Origin of the sequence: Staphylococcus sp. MB377 (assembly GCF_001922505.1) — a bacterium.
GTDB classification, from domain to species: Bacteria; Bacillota; Bacilli; order Staphylococcales; family Staphylococcaceae; genus Staphylococcus; species Staphylococcus haemolyticus.
Window position 1 is genome coordinate 58,094 of sequence record NZ_MAON01000044.1, and the last position, 22,753, is coordinate 80,846.

Annotated in this window: 20 protein-coding genes; 5 read left to right on the forward strand and 15 right to left on the reverse strand. The window is 32.7% G+C overall.

The features are described from left to right. Position 1: 1 nt before the first annotated feature. The 3 genes from BB045_RS08850 to spxA form a co-directional block, all read right to left on the reverse strand. Positions 2-961, reverse strand: coding sequence for a competence protein CoiA (locus tag BB045_RS08850; protein ID WP_070581479.1), 960 nt, complete (start codon positions 959-961; stop codon positions 2-4). A 101-nt stretch (positions 962-1,062) separates the two neighbouring features. Then, positions 1,063-1,785: an adaptor protein MecA gene (gene mecA / locus BB045_RS08855; protein ID WP_037535464.1), complete on the reverse strand. Its 723-nt coding sequence runs from the start codon at positions 1,783-1,785 to the stop codon at positions 1,063-1,065. A gap of 198 nt (positions 1,786-1,983) precedes the next feature. Continuing rightward, entirely contained in the window at positions 1,984-2,379 is a 396-nt protein-coding gene (gene spxA, locus BB045_RS08860) for a transcriptional regulator SpxA (RefSeq protein WP_011276230.1), read from the reverse strand. 288 nt (positions 2,380-2,667) lie between these two features. Between spxA and trpS the strand changes: the two genes are divergently transcribed. Beyond that, positions 2,668-3,657: a tryptophan--tRNA ligase gene (gene trpS / locus BB045_RS08865; protein WP_070581480.1), complete on the forward strand. Its 990-nt coding sequence runs from the start codon at positions 2,668-2,670 to the stop codon at positions 3,655-3,657. A gap of 50 nt (positions 3,658-3,707) precedes the next feature. On the opposite strand, the gene BB045_RS08870 is transcribed toward trpS, so the two are convergent. Genes BB045_RS08870 through opp3b form a run of 5 tightly spaced genes read right to left on the reverse strand, consistent with a single transcriptional unit; the run spans position 3,708 to position 9,421 of the window. Continuing rightward, complete coding sequence (locus BB045_RS08870; protein ID WP_070581481.1) at positions 3,708-5,366, reverse strand: peptide ABC transporter substrate-binding protein; 1,659 nt, start codon at positions 5,364-5,366, stop codon at positions 3,708-3,710. 27 nt (positions 5,367-5,393) lie between these two features. Beyond that, positions 5,394-6,338 carry an ABC transporter ATP-binding protein gene (locus tag BB045_RS08875; RefSeq protein WP_070441375.1) on the reverse strand — a complete coding sequence of 315 codons (945 nt, stop codon included), beginning with the start codon at positions 6,336-6,338 and terminating at the stop codon, positions 5,394-5,396. Further along, entirely contained in the window at positions 6,331-7,410 is a 1,080-nt protein-coding gene (locus BB045_RS08880) for an ABC transporter ATP-binding protein (RefSeq protein ID WP_070581482.1), read from the reverse strand. The genes BB045_RS08875 and BB045_RS08880 overlap by 8 nt, the downstream gene beginning before the upstream one ends. A 17-nt stretch (positions 7,411-7,427) precedes the next feature. Beyond that, complete coding sequence (opp3C, locus tag BB045_RS08885) at positions 7,428-8,495, reverse strand: oligopeptide ABC transporter permease (RefSeq protein ID WP_070581483.1); 1,068 nt, start codon at positions 8,493-8,495, stop codon at positions 7,428-7,430. Continuing rightward, entirely contained in the window at positions 8,495-9,421 is a 927-nt protein-coding gene (gene opp3b / locus BB045_RS08890) for an oligopeptide ABC transporter permease (protein ID WP_070581484.1), read from the reverse strand. Before opp3b ends, opp3C begins: the two co-directional genes overlap by 1 nt. 248 nt (positions 9,422-9,669) lie before the next feature. On the opposite strand from opp3b, the gene BB045_RS08895 reads away from it, so the two are divergent. Then, entirely contained in the window at positions 9,670-10,047 is a 378-nt protein-coding gene (locus BB045_RS08895; protein WP_070581485.1) for a DUF3899 domain-containing protein, read from the forward strand. Positions 10,048-10,120: 73 nt separating this feature from the next. On the opposite strand, the gene fabF is transcribed toward BB045_RS08895, so the two are convergent. Both fabF and BB045_RS08905 read right to left on the reverse strand, forming a co-directional pair. Next, entirely contained in the window at positions 10,121-11,365 is a 1,245-nt protein-coding gene (fabF, locus tag BB045_RS08900) for a beta-ketoacyl-ACP synthase II (RefSeq protein WP_011276239.1), read from the reverse strand. Positions 11,366-11,378: 13 nt separating this feature from the next. Next, complete coding sequence (locus BB045_RS08905) at positions 11,379-12,320, reverse strand: beta-ketoacyl-ACP synthase III (RefSeq protein WP_037538680.1); 942 nt, start codon at positions 12,318-12,320, stop codon at positions 11,379-11,381. Between the two features lie 191 nt (positions 12,321-12,511). On the opposite strand from BB045_RS08905, the gene BB045_RS08910 reads away from it, so the two are divergent. Continuing rightward, positions 12,512-12,706, forward strand: coding sequence for a YjzD family protein (locus BB045_RS08910; RefSeq protein ID WP_037549058.1), 195 nt, complete (start codon positions 12,512-12,514; stop codon positions 12,704-12,706). Positions 12,707-13,005: 299 nt separating this feature from the next. Here BB045_RS08910 and clpB read toward each other — a convergent pair whose 3' ends face one another. From clpB to BB045_RS08925, 3 genes are all read right to left on the reverse strand, one after another. After that, the gene (gene clpB, locus BB045_RS08915; protein ID WP_070581486.1) at positions 13,006-15,615 is read right to left on the reverse strand and encodes an ATP-dependent chaperone ClpB; all 2,610 of its coding nucleotides are present in this window, start codon (positions 15,613-15,615) and stop codon (positions 13,006-13,008) included. Between the two features lie 294 nt (positions 15,616-15,909). Then, complete coding sequence (locus BB045_RS08920) at positions 15,910-17,736, reverse strand: acyltransferase family protein (RefSeq protein ID WP_070678346.1); 1,827 nt, start codon at positions 17,734-17,736, stop codon at positions 15,910-15,912. Positions 17,737-18,182: 446 nt separating this feature from the next. Further along, on the reverse strand, positions 18,183-18,491 hold the full coding sequence (locus tag BB045_RS08925; protein ID WP_011276244.1) for a metal-sulfur cluster assembly factor: 309 nt from the start codon (positions 18,489-18,491) through the stop codon (positions 18,183-18,185). 200 nt (positions 18,492-18,691) lie between these two features. Between BB045_RS08925 and BB045_RS08930 the strand changes: the two genes are divergently transcribed. Together BB045_RS08930 and BB045_RS08935 are read left to right on the forward strand one after the other, a co-directional pair. Next, on the forward strand, positions 18,692-19,516 hold the full coding sequence (locus BB045_RS08930; protein ID WP_016931172.1) for a Cof-type HAD-IIB family hydrolase: 825 nt from the start codon (positions 18,692-18,694) through the stop codon (positions 19,514-19,516). Positions 19,517-19,597: 81 nt separating this feature from the next. Then, positions 19,598-20,920 carry a CoA-disulfide reductase gene (locus BB045_RS08935; protein ID WP_075140688.1) on the forward strand — a complete coding sequence of 441 codons (1,323 nt, stop codon included), beginning with the start codon at positions 19,598-19,600 and terminating at the stop codon, positions 20,918-20,920. Positions 20,921-20,993: 73 nt separating this feature from the next. Here the strand turns inward: BB045_RS08935 and BB045_RS08940 are convergent, their stop codons facing one another. Then, complete coding sequence (locus BB045_RS08940; protein WP_037538693.1) at positions 20,994-21,395, reverse strand: YisL family protein; 402 nt, start codon at positions 21,393-21,395, stop codon at positions 20,994-20,996. A 368-nt stretch (positions 21,396-21,763) separates the two neighbouring features. Continuing rightward, entirely contained in the window at positions 21,764-22,666 is a 903-nt protein-coding gene (locus BB045_RS08945; RefSeq protein ID WP_070581489.1) for a fumarylacetoacetate hydrolase family protein, read from the reverse strand. Positions 22,667-22,753 lie beyond the last annotated feature (87 nt).

The following is a 22,753-nucleotide window of genomic DNA, read 5'->3' on the forward strand; positions in this document are numbered from 1 at the left end:
TTTAACTATATTTAATGTAATGATTAATGAGTTCTGAGACAACACAATCCATAGAAATAGTGTTAAGGTACATCTGTCTAAATTTAAGAAAGGCTTTTAAACGCTGATGTACATCACACTCTTGTTCATTAAATAATTTAAATTGTAATTGCCACTGAACTGGATGATTCTCAATATAGAGTTGATAAGGGAATATGTAGCCGAAGTTATGATAAATAGCCTCATCTGTTAATCTTAACTGGTACATTGCGCTTAACGATGGTTCAAGGACAGAATTTTTCCTTCTACATTGATTCAAGTAATAATGTATTTCAGATTTAGTTAGCTTGAAAATGTGTTGATATGGCGTAGGCATTATACTAATCTGATTCACTAATTCATTGATTTTAATTACTGTTTGTTTTGCGATAAATTGTCTGCCACCAATATGCTGAATTTGACTATATAAAACAACACACTTGTTCTTTTGATTCCATACATATAAACACCTGTTAATTGGATGAATAAAATGTGCTTGAAATGAATTGAGATATAGCCTTCCCATATGATATCGACAATCTTGAATTAACCAAATGACTTCCATATTCAGCTGTTTAAATCCCTTTGTTCGTTCTATGATCTCTTCAATACCTATTCTAGAAAATTGAATTTCAATTACATATTTTGAATTCACTAGTATGTCTGGGTATTGTTGAATAGTTGGACAATAAGGTTCAATTTGAACGTGATAATGTAGTTGTGATAACATCTTCGCAATAAAACACTTTACAAAGTAATGTTGTTCGGATTCTTGTTTTGCACAATAACATACGCTATCAACCTTATGCGCGAAATGCGGGATTTTTTTGGGGCCACATTTGTATAGTAGTTGTGCGCTACAATGCGGACAAAAATAGCTGTCTTGTTTCTTTGCACGATGTGCATATACTTGCTCGCCTTGTTGATTTATAGCGATTAACATAAATTTCACTCACCTCATAAGAATAAACGTATGAAATGGTGATTTTTCTTCTCAACACAAAAAAACCGAAGCAATATTCATTGCCTCGGTAAAAACTTTCATTATTCAACTGTGTCTGGGAAATAACGTCTCACTTGAGCAGTTACATTATGACTCATAATAATCTTAGCATAATCATTTAAGTATACTTCAGTTTTATCTGTTGGATATGCAAACTCTAACATCTGACTATAACTATCGTTAATCGTTTCTTGACTGACTGATTCATCAAAGTGAATAGCATAGTAATATTTATTGTCATTCATATATAATAAATCTTCAAATTCATCAGTTGATAAATTATGGTGATATGCATAACTAATAACTTGCTCTAAATCATCAAATTTAACGATAACTGTTCTTATGTTCGGACGTTGTTTCGTTTGTTTTTGTTCAGACTTATGAGAGTGCTTTTGTTGTTGTGCTCTTTGTTCGAATAAATCTTCAATGCTCTCTTCATTTTCTAATGTATTTGCAAGTAATTCGTTAACTTGTTCTTCAAATTGCTCGTTTGCATCTTCATCAGACATATTCATAGCTTCTTCATTTTTAGATTTAGAAATCGTAACTTCCACACCTTTTTCAAAGGCATGTACTTGTATCCAAAGAGGTCCTTCAACTACGAAGTCTTCTTCTTCATTGATTTCATCCATCATTGACCAGAAGAATTCTTCGCCTCTCTTACGGTTAGTCCATAAATCTTCTCGACTGAATCCTCTAGCTTCAATATCACTATAAGTTATAAATAATTTGACTGTTGTGTCATCAACGCGTTCTATTCTCATATCATCTCACTCCTTACAGTCGATGAATAGTAACCATATTGTATTAGAACGTAGTGGAAATTACAATCTATTTGTTTGATTAAATTTAACTATTTTACAATCGTTATATATACTAACATATTCCCTTTTTTAGTTACAAAAAACAGCACTAAAATAGTGCTGTTTCATATTATTATAATCTTCAATTAAATTTTAAAATTAATCAACAAGACGTTGCGCTTCTTGTAATTGGAAAGTACGAACCTTTCTAGGTAAGAAACGTCTGATTTCATCTTCGTTATAGCCAACCTGTAAACGTTTTTCATCTAGAATAATTGGACGACGTAATAGTCCTGGATTATCTTGAATGATCGCATAAAGATCTTGTAGTGGTAAAGAATCAATGTCAACGTTTAATTTTTGGTATGTTTTAGAACGAGTAGAAATAATTTCGTCAGTACCGTCTTCAGTCATTTTTAAAATTTGTTTGATTTCATCAATTGTTAAATGTTCAGAAAAAATGTTACGCTCCGTATATGGAATGTCATGTTCTTGTAACCATGCTTTCGCTTTACGGCAAGATGTGCAACTTGGTGAAGTAAATAATGTTACCATACATCTCACTCTCCTATTGAATGAATATTATTCATTATTTTTGAATTTATTGATTAAGAAATGATAATTTATTTAGTCCTCTTAACCTTACAATACTAGTATAACCAACTAACATTAAAATTAAATGAGAAAACCCTAATTTTTCTGAGAAATCTCAAATTTTCTAAAAACCTAAATTTAAAAATTCAGAATTAACGTATAACTACATACTAACATAACTTACATTTTAAAGAAATACTGTTATAATTTAAATAATATGAATTAAAACTAAGAAAGTAGGCATCTAATATGGAGACATTATTTTCAGGAATTCAACCTAGTGGAATACCCACAATTGGTAATTATATTGGGGCATTAAAACAATTTGCTGATGTTCAAAATGATTATGATTGTTATTTTTGCATCGTCGACCAACATGCAATTACTGTGCCACAAGATAAAATCAAGTTACGTAAACAAATCCGTCAACTTGCGGCTATTTATTTAGCATCTGGCATAAACCCAGAAAAAGCTACCTTATTTATACAATCTGAAGTACCAGCACACGTGCAAGCAGGTTGGATGCTCACAACAATTTCAAGTGTTGGAGAACTTGAACGTATGACTCAATATAAAGATAAAGCTCAAAAACGTACTGATGGTATTCCAGCAGGTTTACTAACTTACCCACCATTAATGGCTGCAGATATTGTGATATACAATACTAATATTGTTCCAGTTGGTGAAGACCAAAAGCAACATATGGAATTAACACGTAACTTAGTCGAACGTTTTAATAGTCGTTATAATGACATTTTGGTTAAACCAGAAATTCGTATGCCTAAAGTAGGGGGTCGCGTCATGAGTTTACAAGACCCAACGAAGAAAATGAGTAAAAGTGATGATAATCAGAAAAACTTTATTTCATTACTAGACGAGCCTAATGTGGCAGCAAAGAAAATTAAAAGTGCTGTAACAGATTCAGATGGAATTATTAAATTTGATCGTGATAACAAACCAGGTATTTCAAATTTATTAACAATATACTCTAGCTTAACAAATGAATCTATTAAAGATTTAGAAGCTAAGTACGAAAATGAAGGATACGGTAAGTTCAAAACAGACTTATCAGAAATCGTCAAAGATTTCTTAATTAACTTCCAAGAAAAATATAATGAATTTTACAATTCAGATAAACTAGATGAAATCCTAGATCATGGTCGCGATAAAGCTCAAAAAGCGTCATTCAAAACATTGAAAAAAATGGAACGTGCCATGGGATTGGGACGTAAAAGATAATACATTAGTAATAGAAATAGCCATGGAAATCATTCCCATGGCTATTTCTATTATTCACTTTTCTTTTTTTTACCTGTTTCACGATCAATAGATTTATCGATATACACGTGCTTAAGTGTAGTATCTGGGCCTACTTTGTGATACTGTAACCCTTTAACTTGTGGATTAGTTAAATGTGCTTCTCCTTTTTGATATATAGGTGCAACTGGTGCGTCGTGAAGTAAAATACTTTCAGCTTTTTGTAAAGCTTCATTTCTCTTATCAGATTCACGTAGTAAAGAACCATTAGCTTCTTTGATAAGATTATCGTATTCTTCGTTACCCCAATCAGTATTATTTTGAGCATTACCTTTTGTCATTATTTCCAAGAAAGCCGTTGGGTCTGGATAGTCAGGACTCCACCCTGAATATGACGTTTCATAATTATTTGCTAACTCTAGAGTTATTTTTTGTTTAAATGGCATTTGTTTAATTTTTAGAGTAACACCAGGTAAATTTGTTTCAATCTGCGATTTTATATATTCAGCAGCAATCTTCGCTGCTGGGGTGTCTTGAGTATTCATAGTAAAAGTAAATTCTTTTTTACCTAATTCTTTTTGCGCAATTTCCCAATTTTGTTTTGCTTCTTTGGTATCATATTTTAATGGAGATGAAACTGTACTTGCGAAATCTTTGCCGTCTGGTGTTTTAGCAGTTCCAATACCAGTGAAATTATCTGAGGCTAAAGAACCGTCATTTAAAACAGATTTTACATATCCTTTTTTATTAATGGCTTGCGCAATAGCTAATCTTAAGTGTTTATTTTTAAATTCCGGAACAGTTTTTTCATTCATTTTAATATAGAATGTAGCAGCAGTTAAACGATGATTCAATGCTTTACTATTTTTATATTTGTTAACCTGCTCAGATGTTACGATTGTATCATCAACCGAATTTGTATCATATAATGATGCACCAGCTTGTTGATCTTTTAGTACTTTATAATTTACTTTATCTAATTTAACATTCTTTTTATCCCAATACTTGTCATTTTTAACAAGTTGAATTTTATCTTCCACTTGCCAATTAATTACTTTAAAAGGCCCATTATATACTGCTCTATCGGCTTTTGTACCATATTTTTCTCCGTATTTTTTGGCAATTTTAGAATTTTGAGGACCAAAAGTATTTAAAGCCAATAGTTCATTTATATAAGGCACAGGTTTTTCTAATTCAACTTGAAGTTTATATTTATCTAGTGCTTTAATTCCTAATTCACTCACTGGTTTTTTTCCTGAATTAACTAAATCTGCATTTTTAATATCACTCATTATGTAAGCAAATTCAGATGCTGTTTTGGGGTCCACAACTTTTCTCCATGCATAAACAAAGTCATCCGCAGTTACTGGGTCATCGTTAGACCACTTAGCATTTTTTCTTAAATTAATTGTTAAAGTTTTGCCCCCGTTACTTTTTTTAGGCATTTCTTTAGCTACACCTAAAGTAACCTTATCGCCTTTATCAATTGAATATAGGCCTTCAAATGCTTGGCCAGCTATATCTCCTGATACTGCATCTGAAATTAATGCCGTATCTAAAGTACTTATATCTTGTGTAATAACTTTTCTAAAGACTTGGCCATCATCTGAATATAAACTTTTATTATTACTACAAGCTGAAAGTACTAAAACCACTATTAATAAAGTTGCTATATATTTTAAAGATTTCATAGTAAATTCATCCTCCTTCCCCTGCATTTAAACACTTTGCGTTTGATGTTCTTGTTTTAATTGAGCAGCTTCTTCATCAGTTACAAAAACATAATGATCTGGTCTTATTTCTTGAAGTTTTCGCTCAGAATTTTTAGATTCATCTTCTTGATATGCTACACGTTTACGTGTTCTCTCACTATCTGGGTCAGGTTGAGGAATCGCTGATAACAATGATTTCGTATAATCATGTAATGGGTGATAATAAATTTCGTCAGCTGAACCTAATTCAACAATTTTCCCAAAATGCATTACCGCAATACGGTCAGAAATATATTTAACCATTGATAAATCATGGGCAATAAATAAGAAGGTAATTCCTCTTTCTCGTTGAAGTTTTAACATTAAATTAACTACCTGAGCTTGTATTGATACGTCTAGAGCTGAAATAGGCTCATCCGCAATAATAAATTCTGGTTCCACTGCTAGCGCACGCGCGATACCGATACGTTGACGTTGTCCACCAGAAAATTCGTGTGGATATCTATTCGCATGTTCTTTACTTAAACCTACCGTTTCAAGTAAGTCATAAACACGACGTTTACGGTCTTTTTTACTGCTTGCTAATTTATGTATATCAATACCTTCTGCAACGATATCCATGACCTTTAATCTAGGGTTAAGTGATGCATATGGATCTTGGAAAATCATTTGAATCTTTTTATTGAACTTTAATAAATCTTTACGTTTAGAAATTTTTTGAATATCCTGTCCTTCATATAAAATTTCTCCACTTGTAATATCATTTAGCTTTATAATTGCTTTACCTGTAGTCGATTTACCACATCCTGACTCTCCAACTAATCCTAATGTTTCCCCTTTATAGATATCAAAAGATATGTCCTCAATTGCTCTTACTTCATTACGTTTACCTTCATTAAAATATTGTTTTAAATTTTTAATTTCTAATAATACTTCATTATTTTTATCCATCGAACGACACCCTTTCTACTTGACGTGGTTTGTCGTAATTATTCGGCATTTGACGATGTCTTTTTACTACCATTTCTGGTGGTTTTACTTTAGGAGCTCTCTCATCTAATAACCATGATTTAACAAAATGTGTTGGTGACACTTTGAACCATGGTGGCTCTTGTTTAAAATCAATATCTAAAGCATATTGACTTCTACGTGCGAATGCATCTCCTTTAGGAGGATGAAGTAAATCAGGTGGTGTTCCTGGAATAGCAATTAGTTCTGTATCATTACTAGTAGTTAAATCAGGCATTGATGATAATAATCCCCATGTATAAGGATGCTTAGGGTCATAAAATATTTCCTCAACATTCCCTGTTTCAATCATTTGTCCTCCGTACATAACAGCTACTCTATCTGCAATATTAGCTACTACACCTAAATCATGGGTAATAAATATGATTGATGTATCAATCTTTTTCTGCAAATCTTTCATTAAATCTAAAATTTGAGCTTGCATTGTTACGTCCAATGCTGTTGTTGGTTCATCTGCAATCAATACTTTAGGTTCACAAGCTAAAGCTGTTGCGATAACAATTCTTTGTCTTTGTCCACCTGAAAACTGATGTGGAAAAGCTTTAAAACGTTTCTCTGCATTTGGTAAGCCTACTAAATTTAATATTTCTAAAGCACGTTTTTTTGCTTCAGATTTACTATAATTTTTATGTTTAATAAGTGGCTCCATTACCTGTTTACCAATTTGCATCGTTGGATTAAGTGATGTCATAGGATCTTGGAATATCATTGAAATGTCTTTTCCACGTAATTTGATTAATTCACTTTCCGATTTAGTAGCTAAATCTTCTCCCAAAAAATCGATTTTACCTTTTTTTATTCTTCCAACATCCCCTTGGAATAACTTTGTAATTGCTTTAGTGGTTACTGATTTTCCAGAACCAGACTCTCCCACTATTGCTAACGTTTCCCCTTTGTTCAAATAAAAATCTACGCCTCTAACCGCTTGCACTTCCCCAGCAGTAATATCAAAGGAAACATGCAAGTCGTTGACTTCTAATACTCTTTCTGACATAACGTGTGCCTCCTTTATTATTTACGCATTTTAGGGTCAAATGCATCGCGTAAACCATCACTAAATAGATAGAAAAATAAAATTAATAAACTTAAAATTGTTGCTGGAATGAATAACTCGTGTGGATGAATTAATAACATTGCACGACCATCATTAACTAAAGATCCTAATGAGGTTTGTGGTGCTGGGACACCTATACCAATGAAACTTAAGAATGCTTCAAAGAAAATCGCACTTGGGACAGTAAACATAGATGTTACTACTATAGCCCCTAATGTATTAGGGAGAATATGTTTGAAAATCAAGTTGACTTTTGATGCGCCTAAAGTTCTTGATGCCATTACAAATTCTTGGTTTTTTAATTTTAAGAATTCACCACGAACAACCCTACTCATTCCTAACCAACCTGTGATTGACATGGCTAGTATAATCGTCCAAATAGAAGGTTCAAAAATAAGTACGAATAAAATTACTACAATAAGGTTTGGAATTGAAGCAATGATTTCCAAAATACGTTGCATTACATCATCTACTCGCCCACCAAAAAATCCTGAAATAGCGCCATATACTACTCCGATAAAAATATCTAATAAGGCAGCCACAATACCAATAACTAGAGAAATTTGAGTGCCTTTCCATGTACGTGTCCATAAATCTCTACCTAGTTGATCTGTTCCAAACCAATAATTTTCTTTAGCTCCCACTTTTGCATAAGCATCTTTACCGTCAGAACCTGTACCATCAAATGGTAAAAAATGAACTTTGTCTAATACGGGAATTTTTGCTGGAAGATTTCGATAATCGACATTTTGTTCAGCAAAATCATGTTTACTTATTAGTGGACCAACTAAAGCTAAAATTATTATAAGTATAAGGCCAATCATCCCTATTACAGCAAGTTTATTTCGTTTTAGCTGTGCCCATGCATCTTCCCAGAAATTTTTACTTTCTCGCTGCATTTCAGGTTCTTTATTTAAATCTAAATCTCTAATAACAAAGTCAGAAGCTGCAATGCCTTCAGAGGTATGTGTCATCGCCGCATTTGAATGATCATCCAACGACTTTTCAAATTTATCATTTGTCATTATTTTTTACCTCCTTGCACACGAATTCTAGGATCAATAATTCCGTAAAGAATATCTACAATAAAGATTGAAACAATAAATAATGTACTAAATAATATTGTTGTAGCCATGATAACTGGGAAATCATTTGTTGTAATCGATCTTACGAATTGATCCCCTAATCCTGGAACACCAAAGATATTCTCTATTGTTAACGTACCAGTTAGAATCCCTGCTAACATTGGTACAATAATTGTAATAATTGGAATTAATGCATTACGTAATGCATGTCCAAATAGCACTCTTATAGAAGAGTTACCTTTTGCACGTGCTAATAATATGTAATCTGAACTTAATACTTCTATCATTTCTGCTCGAATATACCTTGCTACTGTTGCTAAAACTGTCGCGGACAATGCTAGTGAAGGTAAGACTGCTGTTGAAAATCCTTCCCACCCAGCTACTGGGAACCAACGTAAACGTACCGCAAACACATATTGTAAAAGTACGGCTAATACGAATGATGGTACTGATACTGCGATTACTGAAATTATAGTTGTTGTATAATCTACCCAGGTATTTTGTTTAGTAGCTGCTGCTACGCCAAGGATTAACCCTAAAATAACCCCGATAATCATAGCTGTAATACCCATTTCCATAGAAGGAATCAATCTCGGTTTTATAAGCTCCCATACCGGTTGATTATGATATTGGAATGAATACCCAAAGTCTCCAGTTACTACATTCTTTAAATAATGAAGATATTGAATGGCAACCGGATCATTTAAACCATACTTTTCATTAAGGATTGCCTTTTGCTCAGCACTTAGTTTCGCATCGTTAAATGGTGAACCGGGCATTAATTTCATTAAGAAAAATGTAATTGTAATAATAATGAAAAGCGATAAAAACATGTACCCCAAACGTTTAAAAATATATCGCGTCATTAAATAACCCCCTTATTGAATTTTCAAAATTAACATTCCCTTCAAAATTTTCAGAAATATTTAGTAATATTATATACAATTTTCATATAATTGCAATATAATTTTTCACAAAATTAAAAAAGTAAGCGTTTAAATAAAAACATTTTAAGGATTACTTTGACAGTTTTTTTATTCTAACTATAAATAAGAATATATAATTTATAAAATTTAAGTTACAATAAATTAAATCGTCAACTGGGGGCTTTATTATGAAGAATTTAAGGAACTGGATGATATGGTTGATAATTACTCCCATTTTATCTATGATACTGTGGATTATATTTACAAATCATACTTTTATTTCATATATTAATACACTTTTTTATTTATCTCTTATTATGTTCATCGCCATTTTTTTCATTTTATTAGTTCAAGAGGGAATTTTTGATGCAACGAGCTATGGTTTTAGAAGAATAAGATATCAACTATCGTCTCGTTCAAAAAAGAGAACAATGGCGGATGATGAATTTTTAAATCCTCAACAAGTTAAAAAGGAGCATTATTTTATATCTACATGGATTGCTCCAGCTTTGATATGTAATATTGCATACTTTGTGATGACTATAATAATTTCATTTCTACTATAAATCATTCTACATACAAAAAATAGATCAAGGACATTATCAATTAGTGTCCTTGATCTAATATCATTTTTCAAAATTAATCTTCAAATTTCTTAAATACTAATACTGCATTATGACCACCAAAGCCTAGACTGTTACTCATTGCATAAGTAATTTCTAAATCTTGCGCTTCATTTGGAACAATGTCTAGATCACATTCAGGATCTGGTGTATTCGCATGAATAGTTGGTGCGACTTTAGAGTCACGAATAGATAATGCTGAGAAGATAGCCTCTAAACCACCAGTTGCACCTAATAAATGACCAGTCATTGATTTAGTAGAGCTAACTTTTAGTTGATTAGCAGCATCTCCAAACGTATTCTTGATCGCTCTAATTTCATACATATCACCTACAGGTGTACTCGTGCCATGTGCATTAAGATATTGAACATCTTTTGCTTCAATACCTGCATCATCAAGTGCTGCTTGCATTGCACGTGAACCACCTTCACCTTCAGGAGCGGGAGCTGTAATATGATATGCATCACCAGTTGAACCATAACCAACTATTTCAGCATAGATTTGAGCACCACGCGCTTGTGCCGATTCTAATGATTCAATCACTAAAATACCAGCACCTTCACCCATAACGAAGCCATCTCGACCTTCTTGGAATGGACGACAAGCTGTTTCTTTATCATCATTTGTAGATAAGGCACGACTAGCACTGAATCCTGCAAGTGCCATGTGTGTAATTGGTGCTTCTGTACCACCTGTTATCATCGCATCTGCATCGCCACGTTGTATAATTTTAAATGCTTCACCAATTGAGTTTGTACCAGTAGCACATGCTGTAACTGTAGAACCATTTGGCCCTTTTGCACCTAAATCAATTGATACTTGGCCAGTTGCCATATCAGGAATTAACATAGGTACGAAGAATGGACTTACTCTTCTTGGTCCCTTATTTTGAAGTGTTGTATGTGCTGTTTCAAACGTTTCCATACCACCAATTCCTGAACCAATCCATACACCTATGCGATTAGCAGTTTCATCATTGATTTCCAATTTAGCATCTTCAACTGCTTGACGTGCTGCCACTACCGCATATTGTGTGAAACGATCCATACGTCGAGCTTCTTTCTTTTCAATATGGTCTTCAATATTAAAATCTTTAAGTTCACCTGCTAAATGAACATTATAATCTTCTGTATCTATTCTAGTAATAGTATCGATTCCATTAACACCTTTCAAGGCATTTTCCCAACTTGTCTGGGCATCATTGCCAATAGGTGATAATGCACCCATACCAGTAATTACAACTCGTTTATTCTCAGTCATACATTATTTCCTCCTATTTACCCCATTTGATAACCATAGCGCCCCATGTTAGGCCACCACCAAAACCTACTAATACTAGTGTGTCATCATCTTTAATTCTTCCATTTTCTAATTCTTGTGAAATACTTAAAGGTATTGAGGCAGCAGATGTGTTACCAAAGCGATTAACAGATACACTCATCTTTTCCCTCTCTATACCTAGTCTTTCTCGAGCTGATTCCATAATTCTAATGTTTGCTTGGTGAGGTATAAACATATCAATATCATCTGATTGTAGACCAGCTTTATCAACCACTCGTGTTGATGCTTCACCCATAATTCTTACCGCAAACTTGAAGACTTCTCGTCCGTTCATTACTAGTTTACCAGTATCTTTGTTTAAGTATAAGTATTTTCCACCGTTACCATCAGATCCCATTTCATAACTAATGATACCTCGTCCTTCTGAAACTTCTCCAATAACTACTGCACCAGCACCATCACCAAAAAGGACTGCTGTTGAACGATCTGTTAAATCAGTAATCTTAGATAATTTATCTGCACCTACTACTAGGATATTTTTATAATCACCTGATTGAACATATTGTTTTGCTGTAATCATAGAATACATAAATCCAGAACATGCAGCTAATTGATCCATTGTTGGTACTTTACGTGTACCCAATTTTTCTTGCAACATATTGGCAACCGATGGGAATGGCATATCTCCAGTAGCAGTTGCAACAATAATCATATCTATATCAGCAGGTGTGATTCCTGCATCTTCAATCGCTTTTTTACTTGCCTCGAATGCTAAGTCAGATGTATCTTGATCTTCACTTGCCCAGCGTCTCTCTTTAATTCCAGTCATTTTAGAAATCCATTCATCTGAAGTTTCTAAAAAACTTTCGAAATAAGCGTTATCAACGACTTTCTCTGGCGCATATGCACCAAATCCTTTTATACCTACGTTCATGAACGTACACCTTCTTACTTCATTTTTTAATACCAGGTATTAATTTAACACATTTTTTTATCACTACTCAAGTAGTTACCCTTTCACAAACACAGATTTCATTACAAATTTTTATCAGTTAACTGCTATCTCTATACAAATGGATTACTTTACTTTAAAATGAATGTATATAAATAATGGAGGTCATCGGTATGAAATACCTCGTAACTTTTATTTGGGCAGTCATTTTATTACAAATGGTTAACTTTGTATTAAATAGTTTAAATGGCGGTGGAACATTAAACTTTATCACCCCAATAGTTCTAGCAGTTATCTTTACAATTGTAATTGCTATTCTAACTGCCATGATTAAACCAGATGATTTTACCCGTTCAGGTAACAGATAGTCTTATTACTACATAATAATACAATACGTTAAAAACGCTTGGAATTTGAATTTATTAATCAAATTTCAAGTGTTTTTCTTTATTAAACTAGATATAGATGAACCCTTACTATTATAGCGATACATTACAACCTTCATGACTTTGAAAAAGGTTTTGAAGTGAGGAATTACTTATTCTTACTAATATTTAGTTTAAGTTATAACTAAGGCAAGTGAATGCAACAATACACTGAACTGCACTTAAAAACAAAAATACCTAGAAAGTGCTCATCACACTCCCTAGGTTTACCTAAACATTCATTATTCATTTTCAAGCTTTTGTACATCAAATGTTAATTCATGATCATCATTTATATCAACTTTTACCACAGTACCTTCAGGCATGCTTTCTTTAATCATCATACGTGCTAATGGTGTTTCAATTTGACGTTGAACAAAACGTTTCAATGGTCTTGCACCAAATTGTGGTTCGTATGCTTCTTCTCCTAACCATTTTTTCGCGTCATCAGACACATCAATTGAAATACGTTGATCCATTAAGCGTATATTTAATTGAGTTAAGATTTTATCAACAATCATACTCATATCATTAATAGATAATGGTTTAAATAATACTATATCATCCATACGGTTTAAGATTTCTGGTTTAAAGAATGCATGTAAGCTATCCATTACAGCTTTTTCAGTGTCTTCAGTAATGTCACCAGTATCTTTAACATTCTCAAGTAATACTTGTGAACCGATGTTACTTGTCATAATAATGATAGTGTTTTTAAAGTCAACACTGCGTCCTTTAGAATCAGTTAAACGACCTTCATCTAATATTTGAAGTAAAACGTTGAATACATCACTATGTGCTTTTTCAACTTCATCTAATAAAATGACTGAATATGGATTACGTCTAACCGCTTCTGTTAATTGTCCGCCTTCATCATGACCTACATAACCTGGAGGGGCACCAATTAATCTAGAAACTGAATGTTTCTCCATATACTCACTCATGTCGATTCGAATCATGTGTTTCTCAGAATCAAACAATGATGCAGCTAATGATTTTGCTAATTCAGTTTTACCTACACCAGTTGGTCCTAAGAATAAGAAACTACCAATCGGTCTATTAGGATCTTTAATACCTGCACGTGCTCTTATAACAGCATCAGATACTAAGTCTACTGCTTTATCTTGACCCACAACACGTTCGTGTAAGATATCACTTAGGTTCAATAATTTTTCTCGTTCAGTTTCAACTAATTTTGATACTGGAATACCAGTCCATTGACTTACGATGTCTCCAATTTCTTCATCAGAAACAACTTCACGAATCATGCGTTCGCTGTCACCTTGTTCATCTTGATAGGCTTCTTCAAATTCTTTTAATTCTTTTACTAATTGAGGTATTGTACCATATTGTAATTCTGCTGCTTTTTCTAGATTGCCCTCAGTTTGTGCATCTTCTAGAGCTTGACGACTACGATCTAATTCAGCACGTTTTTCTTGTACTTTCGCAATTTTTTCTTTCTCTTGTTCAACACGAGATTGTAAGGAAGCTTGTTTTTCTTTTTCATTTGAAAGTTCTTCTTGTAATTCTTCTAAACGATGTTTACTTGCGTTGTCAGATTCATTTTTCAAAGCACTTTCTTCAATTTCTAATTGCATAACACGACGATTAACTTGGTCTAATTCAGTTGGATTTGAACCCATTTCTGTTCGAATTGTTGCACATGCTTGGTCAACTAAATCGATTGCTTTGTCAGGTAAGAATCTATCAGTAATATATCGATCTGATAATTCAGCTGCTGCAACTAAAGCACGGTCTTGAATACGTACACCATGATAAACTTCATAGCGTTCTTTTAATCCACGTAAAATTGAAATTGTATCTTCTACATCTGGTTCACTTACACTTACTTTTTGGAAACGACGTTCTAATGCAGAATCTTTCTCAATATATTCTCTATATTCATTTAAAGTAGTTGCACCAATACAATGCAATTCGCCACGTGCTAACATCGGTTTCAACATGTTACCAGCATCCATTGCACCATCTGTTTTACCTGCACCAACTAGCATATGAATTTCATCAATGAATAAAACAATGCGTCCATCTGACTCTTTTACTTCTTTAAGTACTGCTTTAAGTCGCTCTTCAAATTCACCTCTAAATTTTGCGCCAGCAACCAATGCGCTTAAATCTAATTCAAAAATTGTTTTATCGAGTAATGATTCAGGCACATCTTTTCGTACAATTCGTTGCGCTAAACCTTCAACAATTGCAGTTTTACCTACACCAGGTTCCCCGATTAATACTGGATTATTTTTAGTTTTACGACTTAAGATTCGAATTGTGTTACGAATTTCTTCATCCCTGCCAATAACAGGGTCCATTTTACCTTGACGTACTTCTTCTACTAAGTCACGACCATATTTTTCTAAAGCTTCATAATTTACTTCTGGATTTTGTGAAGTCACATGATTTCCCCCTCTTACTTTAGTTATTATTTCTTTCACAACTTCTTCTTTATTTCCAACAAATTGTTTAGTAGTATCATCAATATCCATCGCAGCACGAAGGACGTGTTCCATTGAAATATATTCATCTTCATATTCTTTCATATATGATTCAGCTTTATTTAATAATTCATTTGCTTTAGATCCTATATATTGTCCATATTGAATATTACCTCCTTGTACAGAAGGATAATTTTTCAATTTATTTGTATACGCTTGATTTAATTCATCTGTATCTATATTTGCTCGTTCTAATATGCTTTTAAATAAACTATCAGTTTCTTCTAAAGTTCCCTTTAATATAGTTTCAATTTCAATATTTTGTAATTCATTTTCTTTACTCAATTCAACAGCTTTTTGTAATGCACCTTGAATTGCATATGTCATTTGATTAATATCCAAATTTATTCACCCCTATATATTTGATAAGAGTAAGGTCAATTAGTTCGTTTTGACTTTGACTTTCTTTGACCTTAATTACATTATAGACTCTCTTATATGATTACGCAACACTTATACTCAACTTTTAAAAATTTCTCAAACTGCCTATTCAAGCTTGTTTGAAGCGATTAGTGAGTCTCTTTTATTACTTGTTTTATCACACTTTTTTCTGTTATAAACATCAAATATACGTTAAAACTGCAAATAAAAAAACCAGTTCAATGATTTAAAATCACTAAACTGGTTTAGAATGAATTATTTGTTTTTTGGATTTTTCTTTATAGCTTTGATTATTTCATCGGATAAAGCTTTTACACCACTATTTTCAAGATGCACACCATCTGGTGCAAAATATTCAGAATGTCCCGCAGAACGTTGGTACCAATCCACTAAAGTTACATTCTTATGCTTCTTAGCAGCATTAGCTAGTTGTTTATTAACATTATCTTGCCAATCTCGAGGAACACGTGTATTAACAAGGTAAATTTGTGCTTTACCAAACTTATTAATTAATTGATTTAATTCTTCCTCTGTAAAATCACCATTTGTACCTAGTTCTAAAACGATTTTATCTGATGGTTTATTATAATTTGAATAATTGCCTGCTATTGACAACGCTTCTTGTAGGTGACGACCAACTTTACCATCAATGGTTGCTTTAGGTACTTGAGATTTAAATTCTTCACCAATATCTACCATCACTGAGTCTCCAATAAGTAATGGACTAATATTAGTATAAACTTGTTTTTTACTTTTACTATTACTACTTGAGCCATCGATTTTTATATTTTCCCCAGGCATCATTCTTACTAAATATTTATCTTGATCACTCGTGTTGAATGAATTTGCTTTGTTTTCAATTTCATCTTTTCCAAAACGATCGAAGACACCTAAGAATAACAGTACTATTGGTATCACAGCAATAATTGACACTATTGTCCGAATAAATTTAGGTCGTTTTAAATAATTGAATGAAAATGCCTTTAAACCTTCACGTCTAAATGGTGTTTCAATATAACGATATGATAACTCAGCAAATAAAACTGTAAGTATGATATCAACAAAGTACACATAAATAGGAAGTTGTCCATCAACAAAATGAATGTGTATAAAACTTATGACAGGAAAATGCCATAAATATAAACTATAAGAGCGTTTACCTATATAAACAAATATACGATGACCTAAGACCTTTGCTAGGATACTAGAAGGATGTACGACACTAGCAATAATAAATAATGTCATACCTGAGATGAGATAAAATCCACCATTATAAATCCATGCACTAGTATCTTTCACTGTAAAGAATAAGAAGATAAGTGTTATTAGACCTAAGATACCTATACCATCAATAGAACGTTGCAATACTTTTGGTGGATTGGCTTTTAATTTAAACGGTGGCCATACAAATGCTAATATCACACCCAATAATAACGTTTGCAAGCGAGTATCTGTCCCAAAATAAACTCTTGAATACCCAACATTGGGTTGTGAAATAATGACCATCGCTAATAAAGACACTAGAGAAATAATCCATAATATCAAAGTAACATTGCGATATTTTTTAATCGTTAAGAGTAAAATGACCAACACAAATGGGAAGAACAAATAGAACTGTTCTTCTATTGCAAGTGACCACAGGTGTTTTAATGGCATAAATGAAAATTGTTCGAAGTAGTTAACATCCTTGGCAATATACCACCAATTCGACACATAGAATAATGCAGCGATAATATCATGTTTAACTCGAACGATTTGTTGTGATTCAAATATTAATGTAGCAATCCCAACGACAATTAATAGCGCAACAACTGCTGGAAGTAACCTTTTAACTCGTCGAATCCAGAATTGTTTAAGGCTAATAATACCTCGCTCCTCGTATTCCTTTAAAAGTAAACTTGTGATTAAATATCCAGAAATAACGAAGAAGGTATCTACACCTATGAAACCACCTGTAAGCCATTTCCTGTTTAAATGGTAAATGATAATACCTAAGACAGCAATTGCTCTTAGTCCATCTAAACCTGGCATGTAACGCATTTTAGTCTTACGTTGTTTCCCTTTTTCAAAATCTTGTTTCATTGTTCACATTCTTTCCCTATTAAATAATAAATTTTAATAAATTCATTAATTACTAAAGCACTGAAAATCAGGATAAAACGAAAGCCGATGATCAACAACATGAAAAAATATGATTTAAGTTAATATACTTTTATATTTTAATGTATATGATTGAATCGAGTTTTATACTTAGATGTCTAAGCTTGAAATATAATAATATTTTATATAATTTGACCCATTTATTATTATTTTTCATAAATGCAAGTACAATTTAAATTATTTTATATTGTAATTCTTATGTATTGTAGTATAACGCTTAAACAAATTCAATTTATATTACAATTATGTCATTTATTAACTTAACTTTGTCACTAAAAGCATTGAAAATGAACATTTAAATTGTTTCTATTATAAATAAAAAAACAATAGTACATCCTAATCGTGTACTATTGTTCAAAAGCGATTAATTAGCCAACGCCTAATGCAATTTTAGCGTATCTTGACATCATATCTTTGTTCCAAGGTGGATTCCAAACAATATTAACTTCTGTGTCTTGTATTTCTGGAATCTCAGCTAATACTGTTTTAATTTGTTCGATAATTTGTGGCCCAAGTGGGCAACCCATTGATGTTAAAGTCATTTCAACTGTACACAAACCATCATCATCAACATTCACTTTATATACTAAACCTAAATTAACGATATCAATACCTAATTCAGGGTCAATAACCATTTCAAGTGCACCTAGGATACTGTCTTTTAATGCCTCTTCCATTAGTATCACCTCTCATTATTTATCTTTACACTAATATATCAAATATCCGACAAAACGCCAATAAAATGCTATGATACAACTAAGCGAATAAAGACGTTATAATAACATTATAAAGTTGATTTATGTATCAATTTTAAAAACATTTAATATGAAATGTTAATGTATTTTATTCTATAGATATGTAGCTTAAGGAGAAATATATGAAACCTTATTTAATTTGTTTAGACTTAGATGGGACATTATTAAATGATAATAAAGAAATTAGCGACTATACTAAGCAAGTACTTACAACATTAAAAAAGCAAGGTCATCGCATTATGATTGCGACTGGAAGACCATACCGTGCAAGCCAAATTTATTATCATGAATTAAACATGGACACACCTATTGTAAACTTCAATGGGGCTTATGTTCATCATCCTAAATCAGATGATTTTAAAACGACACACGAGGTACTAGATGTGGACCTCGCTAGAAACATGATCGAAACACTTCAAAAAGCAAAAGTTACAAATATTATTGCTGAGGTTCGCGATCACGTGTTTATTAATAATCATGATCCTAGATTATTTGAGGGTTTTTCAATGGGTAATCCTAAAATTGAAACAGGTAATTTATTAGAAGAATTAGATGAAGCACCAACGTCGTTATTAGTAGAAGCAGAAGAGATTTACATACCTAGAATCAAGCAAATGTTGACGCGTTTCTATGCAGAGAATATTGAGCACAGACGTTGGGGAGCGCCTTTCCCAGTAATCGAAATCGTTAAACGCGGGATTAGTAAAGCGCGTGGTATTGATCAAGTCAAAGACTATTTAGGAATTGAACCTTCACATATTATAGCCTTCGGAGACGAGGATAATGATATTGAAATGATTAAATATGCTAAATATGGTATCGCAATGGACAATGGTCTAGATGAATTAAAACATATTGCAAACCATATTACTTATTCAAATAATGATGATGGTATCGGCCGTTATTTAAATGATTTCTTTAAATTAAATATACCTTATAAAGGTTAAACAACAATTCTTAAAGTTAGATAAATGTATACTTTTATAATGTCTCACTTTTTTAATATATTTTTTCTGGGGGAATGTATCATGCGTAAAATAATTGTAGTCGGTGCTGTCGCCGGTGGTGCAACCTGTGCTAGCCAAATACGACGTTTAGATAAAGACAGTGAAATTACTATTTTTGAAAAAGACCGCGACATGAGTTTCGCAAATTGTGGATTACCCTACTTTATAGGTAACATTGTTAATGAACGTAAAGATGTTTTACCAATTACGCCAGGCGTCTTTAAAGAAAAGAAAGATATTACAGTTAAAACGTATCATGAAGTAATTGCTATTAATGACAAAGATCAAACAGTGACGGTAGTAAATCGTCAAACGAATGAAAAATTTGAAGCGAGTTATGACGAATTAATATTGAGTCCTGGTGCAGGTGCTAATTCTTTAGGCTTTGATAGTGATTACATATTCACTTTACGCAATATGGAGGATACTGATGCCATCGATCGATTTATAGATCAACATCAGGCTAAGAAAGCATTAGTAGTAGGAGCAGGTTATATTTCATTAGAAGTCTTGGAGAATTTATATGCTAGAGGATTAGATGTTACTCTAATTCACCGCTCTGATAAAATTAACAAGTTGATGGACCAAGATATGAATCAAGTTATCTTTGACGAGCTAGATTCGCGACACATACCTTATCGATTAAATGAGGAAATTGTAAGTGTTAATGATCATATGGTTACTTTTAAATCAGGCATTCAAGAAGATTACGATATAATTATTGAAGGCGTTGGTACACATCCAAATTCGAAATTTATCGAGTCATCTAACGTAGAATTAGATGATAAAGGCTTCGTTAAAGTTAACGATAAGTTTGAAACAAACATCCCAAATATTTATGCTTTGGGTGATGTGATTACCTCTTCGTACCGTCATGTAAATCTACCCGCACAAGTTCCATTAGCTTGGGGAGCACATCGTGGCGCAAGCGTCATTGCAGAACAACTAGCTGGTAATAAAAATATCATTTTCAAAGGTTTTTTAGGTACCAATATCGTTAAATTTTTCGATTATACATTAGCAAGCGTCGGCATCAAAGTCGAAGAATTAACGCATTTTGATTATCAAATGGTTGAATTAAATTCTGGCACTCATGCTGGTTATTACCCTGGAAATACTAATGTCCACTTACGCGTTTACTTTGACACAAATAATCGTCGTCTTTTACGTGCTGCCGCAGTAGGTAAAACAGGTGTTGATAAGCGTATTGACGTATTATCAATGGCAATGATGAGCGAATTAACCATTGATGAATTAACTGAATTTGAAGTGGCATACGCACCACCTTACAGTCATCCAAAAGATTTAGTTAATATGATTGGTTACAAAGCTAGAGATTTATAAAAAATAGCCCTTAAATGATTACAGCAAATTCAATCATTTAAGGGCTATCCCTATATCATTAATAATTTAAATTTTAACTAATTCCAAAAAGGCTACTAATTGGACCCCATGGTAGGATAATACCTAACGCCATAGTAATAATTATTAAAATAATTGTTGCCCAGAATAAACCATGACTTGCTTCGTGTTTCTTGCGTTTGGCAATAGATACTTCCATTAGTGCAACTACCGCTATACCACAAAGCATCTTCAATGTTAACAACATATGGTTGCCCCCACCACCATGGCTAGCAGCCATGAATTCTTGAATTAACAACCAGAACCCTGAGAATAAAGTGAGTAACATAAAGACTCTTAATGCCATTTGTAAAGGTTTAAACATAGGTGTAGGACCTTGTGATTTTGAAATATGTAAAAATGCAATTACATATAAAATAATTGTCAACGCCCAACTTGCAATATGCATATGTAACAAGACCGAATTCCCCCAATACTATTTATTACCTTTTTACTTACCTATCATATCACATAAACACTTGAACGTATTGTTAAACGCTATATGAGATGGATATGAAACTAAAATAATGGTTTAGTAGAATTTCCATGTGAAATTCTCTCTGCTGGGGCCCCTGAATTAAAACGCTTGTATCAAGTGCGTTTTTATTTCTGACAACTTCTGGCAATATATAATTAGAGCCCGGGAGATTGATTTATGTCCCAGGCTCACCTGCATTAACTGATTACAATTAAGAAATACTTATAATATAAGATGTCTCAATTCAATCATTTATTATGAACTAATTATGATAGACAATCCTTATAACATTTTTGAAATATTAATTATTATTTAGCAATATAAGTAGTTAATGTACCAATATTATCAATAGTAACTTTGACTTCATCACCTGGTTGTAAGAATTGAGGCGGTTGTAAACCTGCACCTACACCAGCTGGTGTGCCAGTAGCAATGATATCTCCTGGATGTAATGCTACATATTTAGAAATTTCTTCAATTAAATCATCAATTTTATTAATCATTTGACTTGTATTACCATCTTGACGAATATCATTATTAACTTTAGTTACGATATTAACATTTTCAGGTGTTGGTAACTCATCCTTAGTTACAATATAAGGTCCCATTGGGCAACCACCTGTCAAACTTTTAGATAGAAATGCCTGATCTTGTTCATTTTGCGCCTTACGATCAGTAATATCATTAATAATTGTATATCCGTAGATGTAGTCTAATGCTAATGCTTTCGGAATTTTTTCTCCAGATTTACCGATTACGATACCTAATTCACCTTCGTAATCTAATTGATCAGTGATATCTTTATGATTTGGAATTGTTGATTCATCACCAGTTAATGATGATGCTGCTTTAGTAAATACGTATAATCGTTGTACCTCATGATTTAATTCACTTGCGTGATCTTGGTAATTACGACCAAATGCAATAACATTATTTGGTGGTGTAACTGGTGGTAAGAATTCAATGTCATTAAAAGCAATTTTGAATTCATCTGCTTTACCACTATCTTCAGCCGCTACAACTGCTTTACGTACTTGTTCTTGGAAATCTAATGTTTGGTTTTGTTGTAATCCCTCTAATAATGTTTGAGGGTGGAAGTCATCTTCTCCAAATTCCGCAAATACCTTTTTAAGATCCCAAACTGCGTCTTCACGCTTAACTTTTACGCCGTAAGATTCAGCGTCTTTATAATTGAATGATAGAAATTTCATTCAGTATCAACTCCTCATCTATATCTTAATACATATTATAACTTTAATCTTTGCTAAACCACAAATATATATGTCTGAAATTTTTGA

Excerpts from the sequence above, each read along its gene's own strand:
- BB045_RS08850 (WP_070581479.1), bottom strand. The coding sequence starts at position 961 with ATGTTAATCGCTATAAATCAACAAGGCGAGCAAGTATATGCACATCGT.
- mecA (WP_037535464.1), bottom strand. The coding sequence starts at position 1,785 with ATGAGAATAGAACGCGTTGATGACACAACAGTCAAATTATTTATAACT.
- spxA (WP_011276230.1), bottom strand. The coding sequence starts at position 2,379 with ATGGTAACATTATTTACTTCACCAAGTTGCACATCTTGCCGTAAAGCG.
- trpS (WP_070581480.1), top strand. The coding sequence starts at position 2,668 with ATGGAGACATTATTTTCAGGAATTCAACCTAGTGGAATACCCACAATT.
- BB045_RS08870 (WP_070581481.1), bottom strand. The coding sequence starts at position 5,366 with ATGAAATCTTTAAAATATATAGCAACTTTATTAATAGTGGTTTTAGTA.
- BB045_RS08875 (WP_070441375.1), bottom strand. The coding sequence starts at position 6,338 with ATGGATAAAAATAATGAAGTATTATTAGAAATTAAAAATTTAAAACAA.
- BB045_RS08880 (WP_070581482.1), bottom strand. The coding sequence starts at position 7,410 with ATGTCAGAAAGAGTATTAGAAGTCAACGACTTGCATGTTTCCTTTGAT.
- opp3C (WP_070581483.1), bottom strand. The coding sequence starts at position 8,495 with ATGACAAATGATAAATTTGAAAAGTCGTTGGATGATCATTCAAATGCG.
- opp3b (WP_070581484.1), bottom strand. The coding sequence starts at position 9,421 with ATGACGCGATATATTTTTAAACGTTTGGGGTACATGTTTTTATCGCTT.
- BB045_RS08895 (WP_070581485.1), top strand. The coding sequence starts at position 9,670 with ATGAAGAATTTAAGGAACTGGATGATATGGTTGATAATTACTCCCATT.
- fabF (WP_011276239.1), bottom strand. The coding sequence starts at position 11,365 with ATGACTGAGAATAAACGAGTTGTAATTACTGGTATGGGTGCATTATCA.
- BB045_RS08905 (WP_037538680.1), bottom strand. The coding sequence starts at position 12,320 with ATGAACGTAGGTATAAAAGGATTTGGTGCATATGCGCCAGAGAAAGTC.
- BB045_RS08910 (WP_037549058.1), top strand. The coding sequence starts at position 12,512 with ATGAAATACCTCGTAACTTTTATTTGGGCAGTCATTTTATTACAAATG.
- BB045_RS08920 (WP_070678346.1), bottom strand. The coding sequence starts at position 17,736 with ATGAAACAAGATTTTGAAAAAGGGAAACAACGTAAGACTAAAATGCGT.
- BB045_RS08925 (WP_011276244.1), bottom strand. The coding sequence starts at position 18,491 with ATGGAAGAGGCATTAAAAGACAGTATCCTAGGTGCACTTGAAATGGTT.
- BB045_RS08930 (WP_016931172.1), top strand. The coding sequence starts at position 18,692 with ATGAAACCTTATTTAATTTGTTTAGACTTAGATGGGACATTATTAAAT.
- BB045_RS08935 (WP_075140688.1), top strand. The coding sequence starts at position 19,598 with ATGCGTAAAATAATTGTAGTCGGTGCTGTCGCCGGTGGTGCAACCTGT.
- BB045_RS08945 (WP_070581489.1), bottom strand. The coding sequence starts at position 22,666 with ATGAAATTTCTATCATTCAATTATAAAGACGCTGAATCTTACGGCGTA.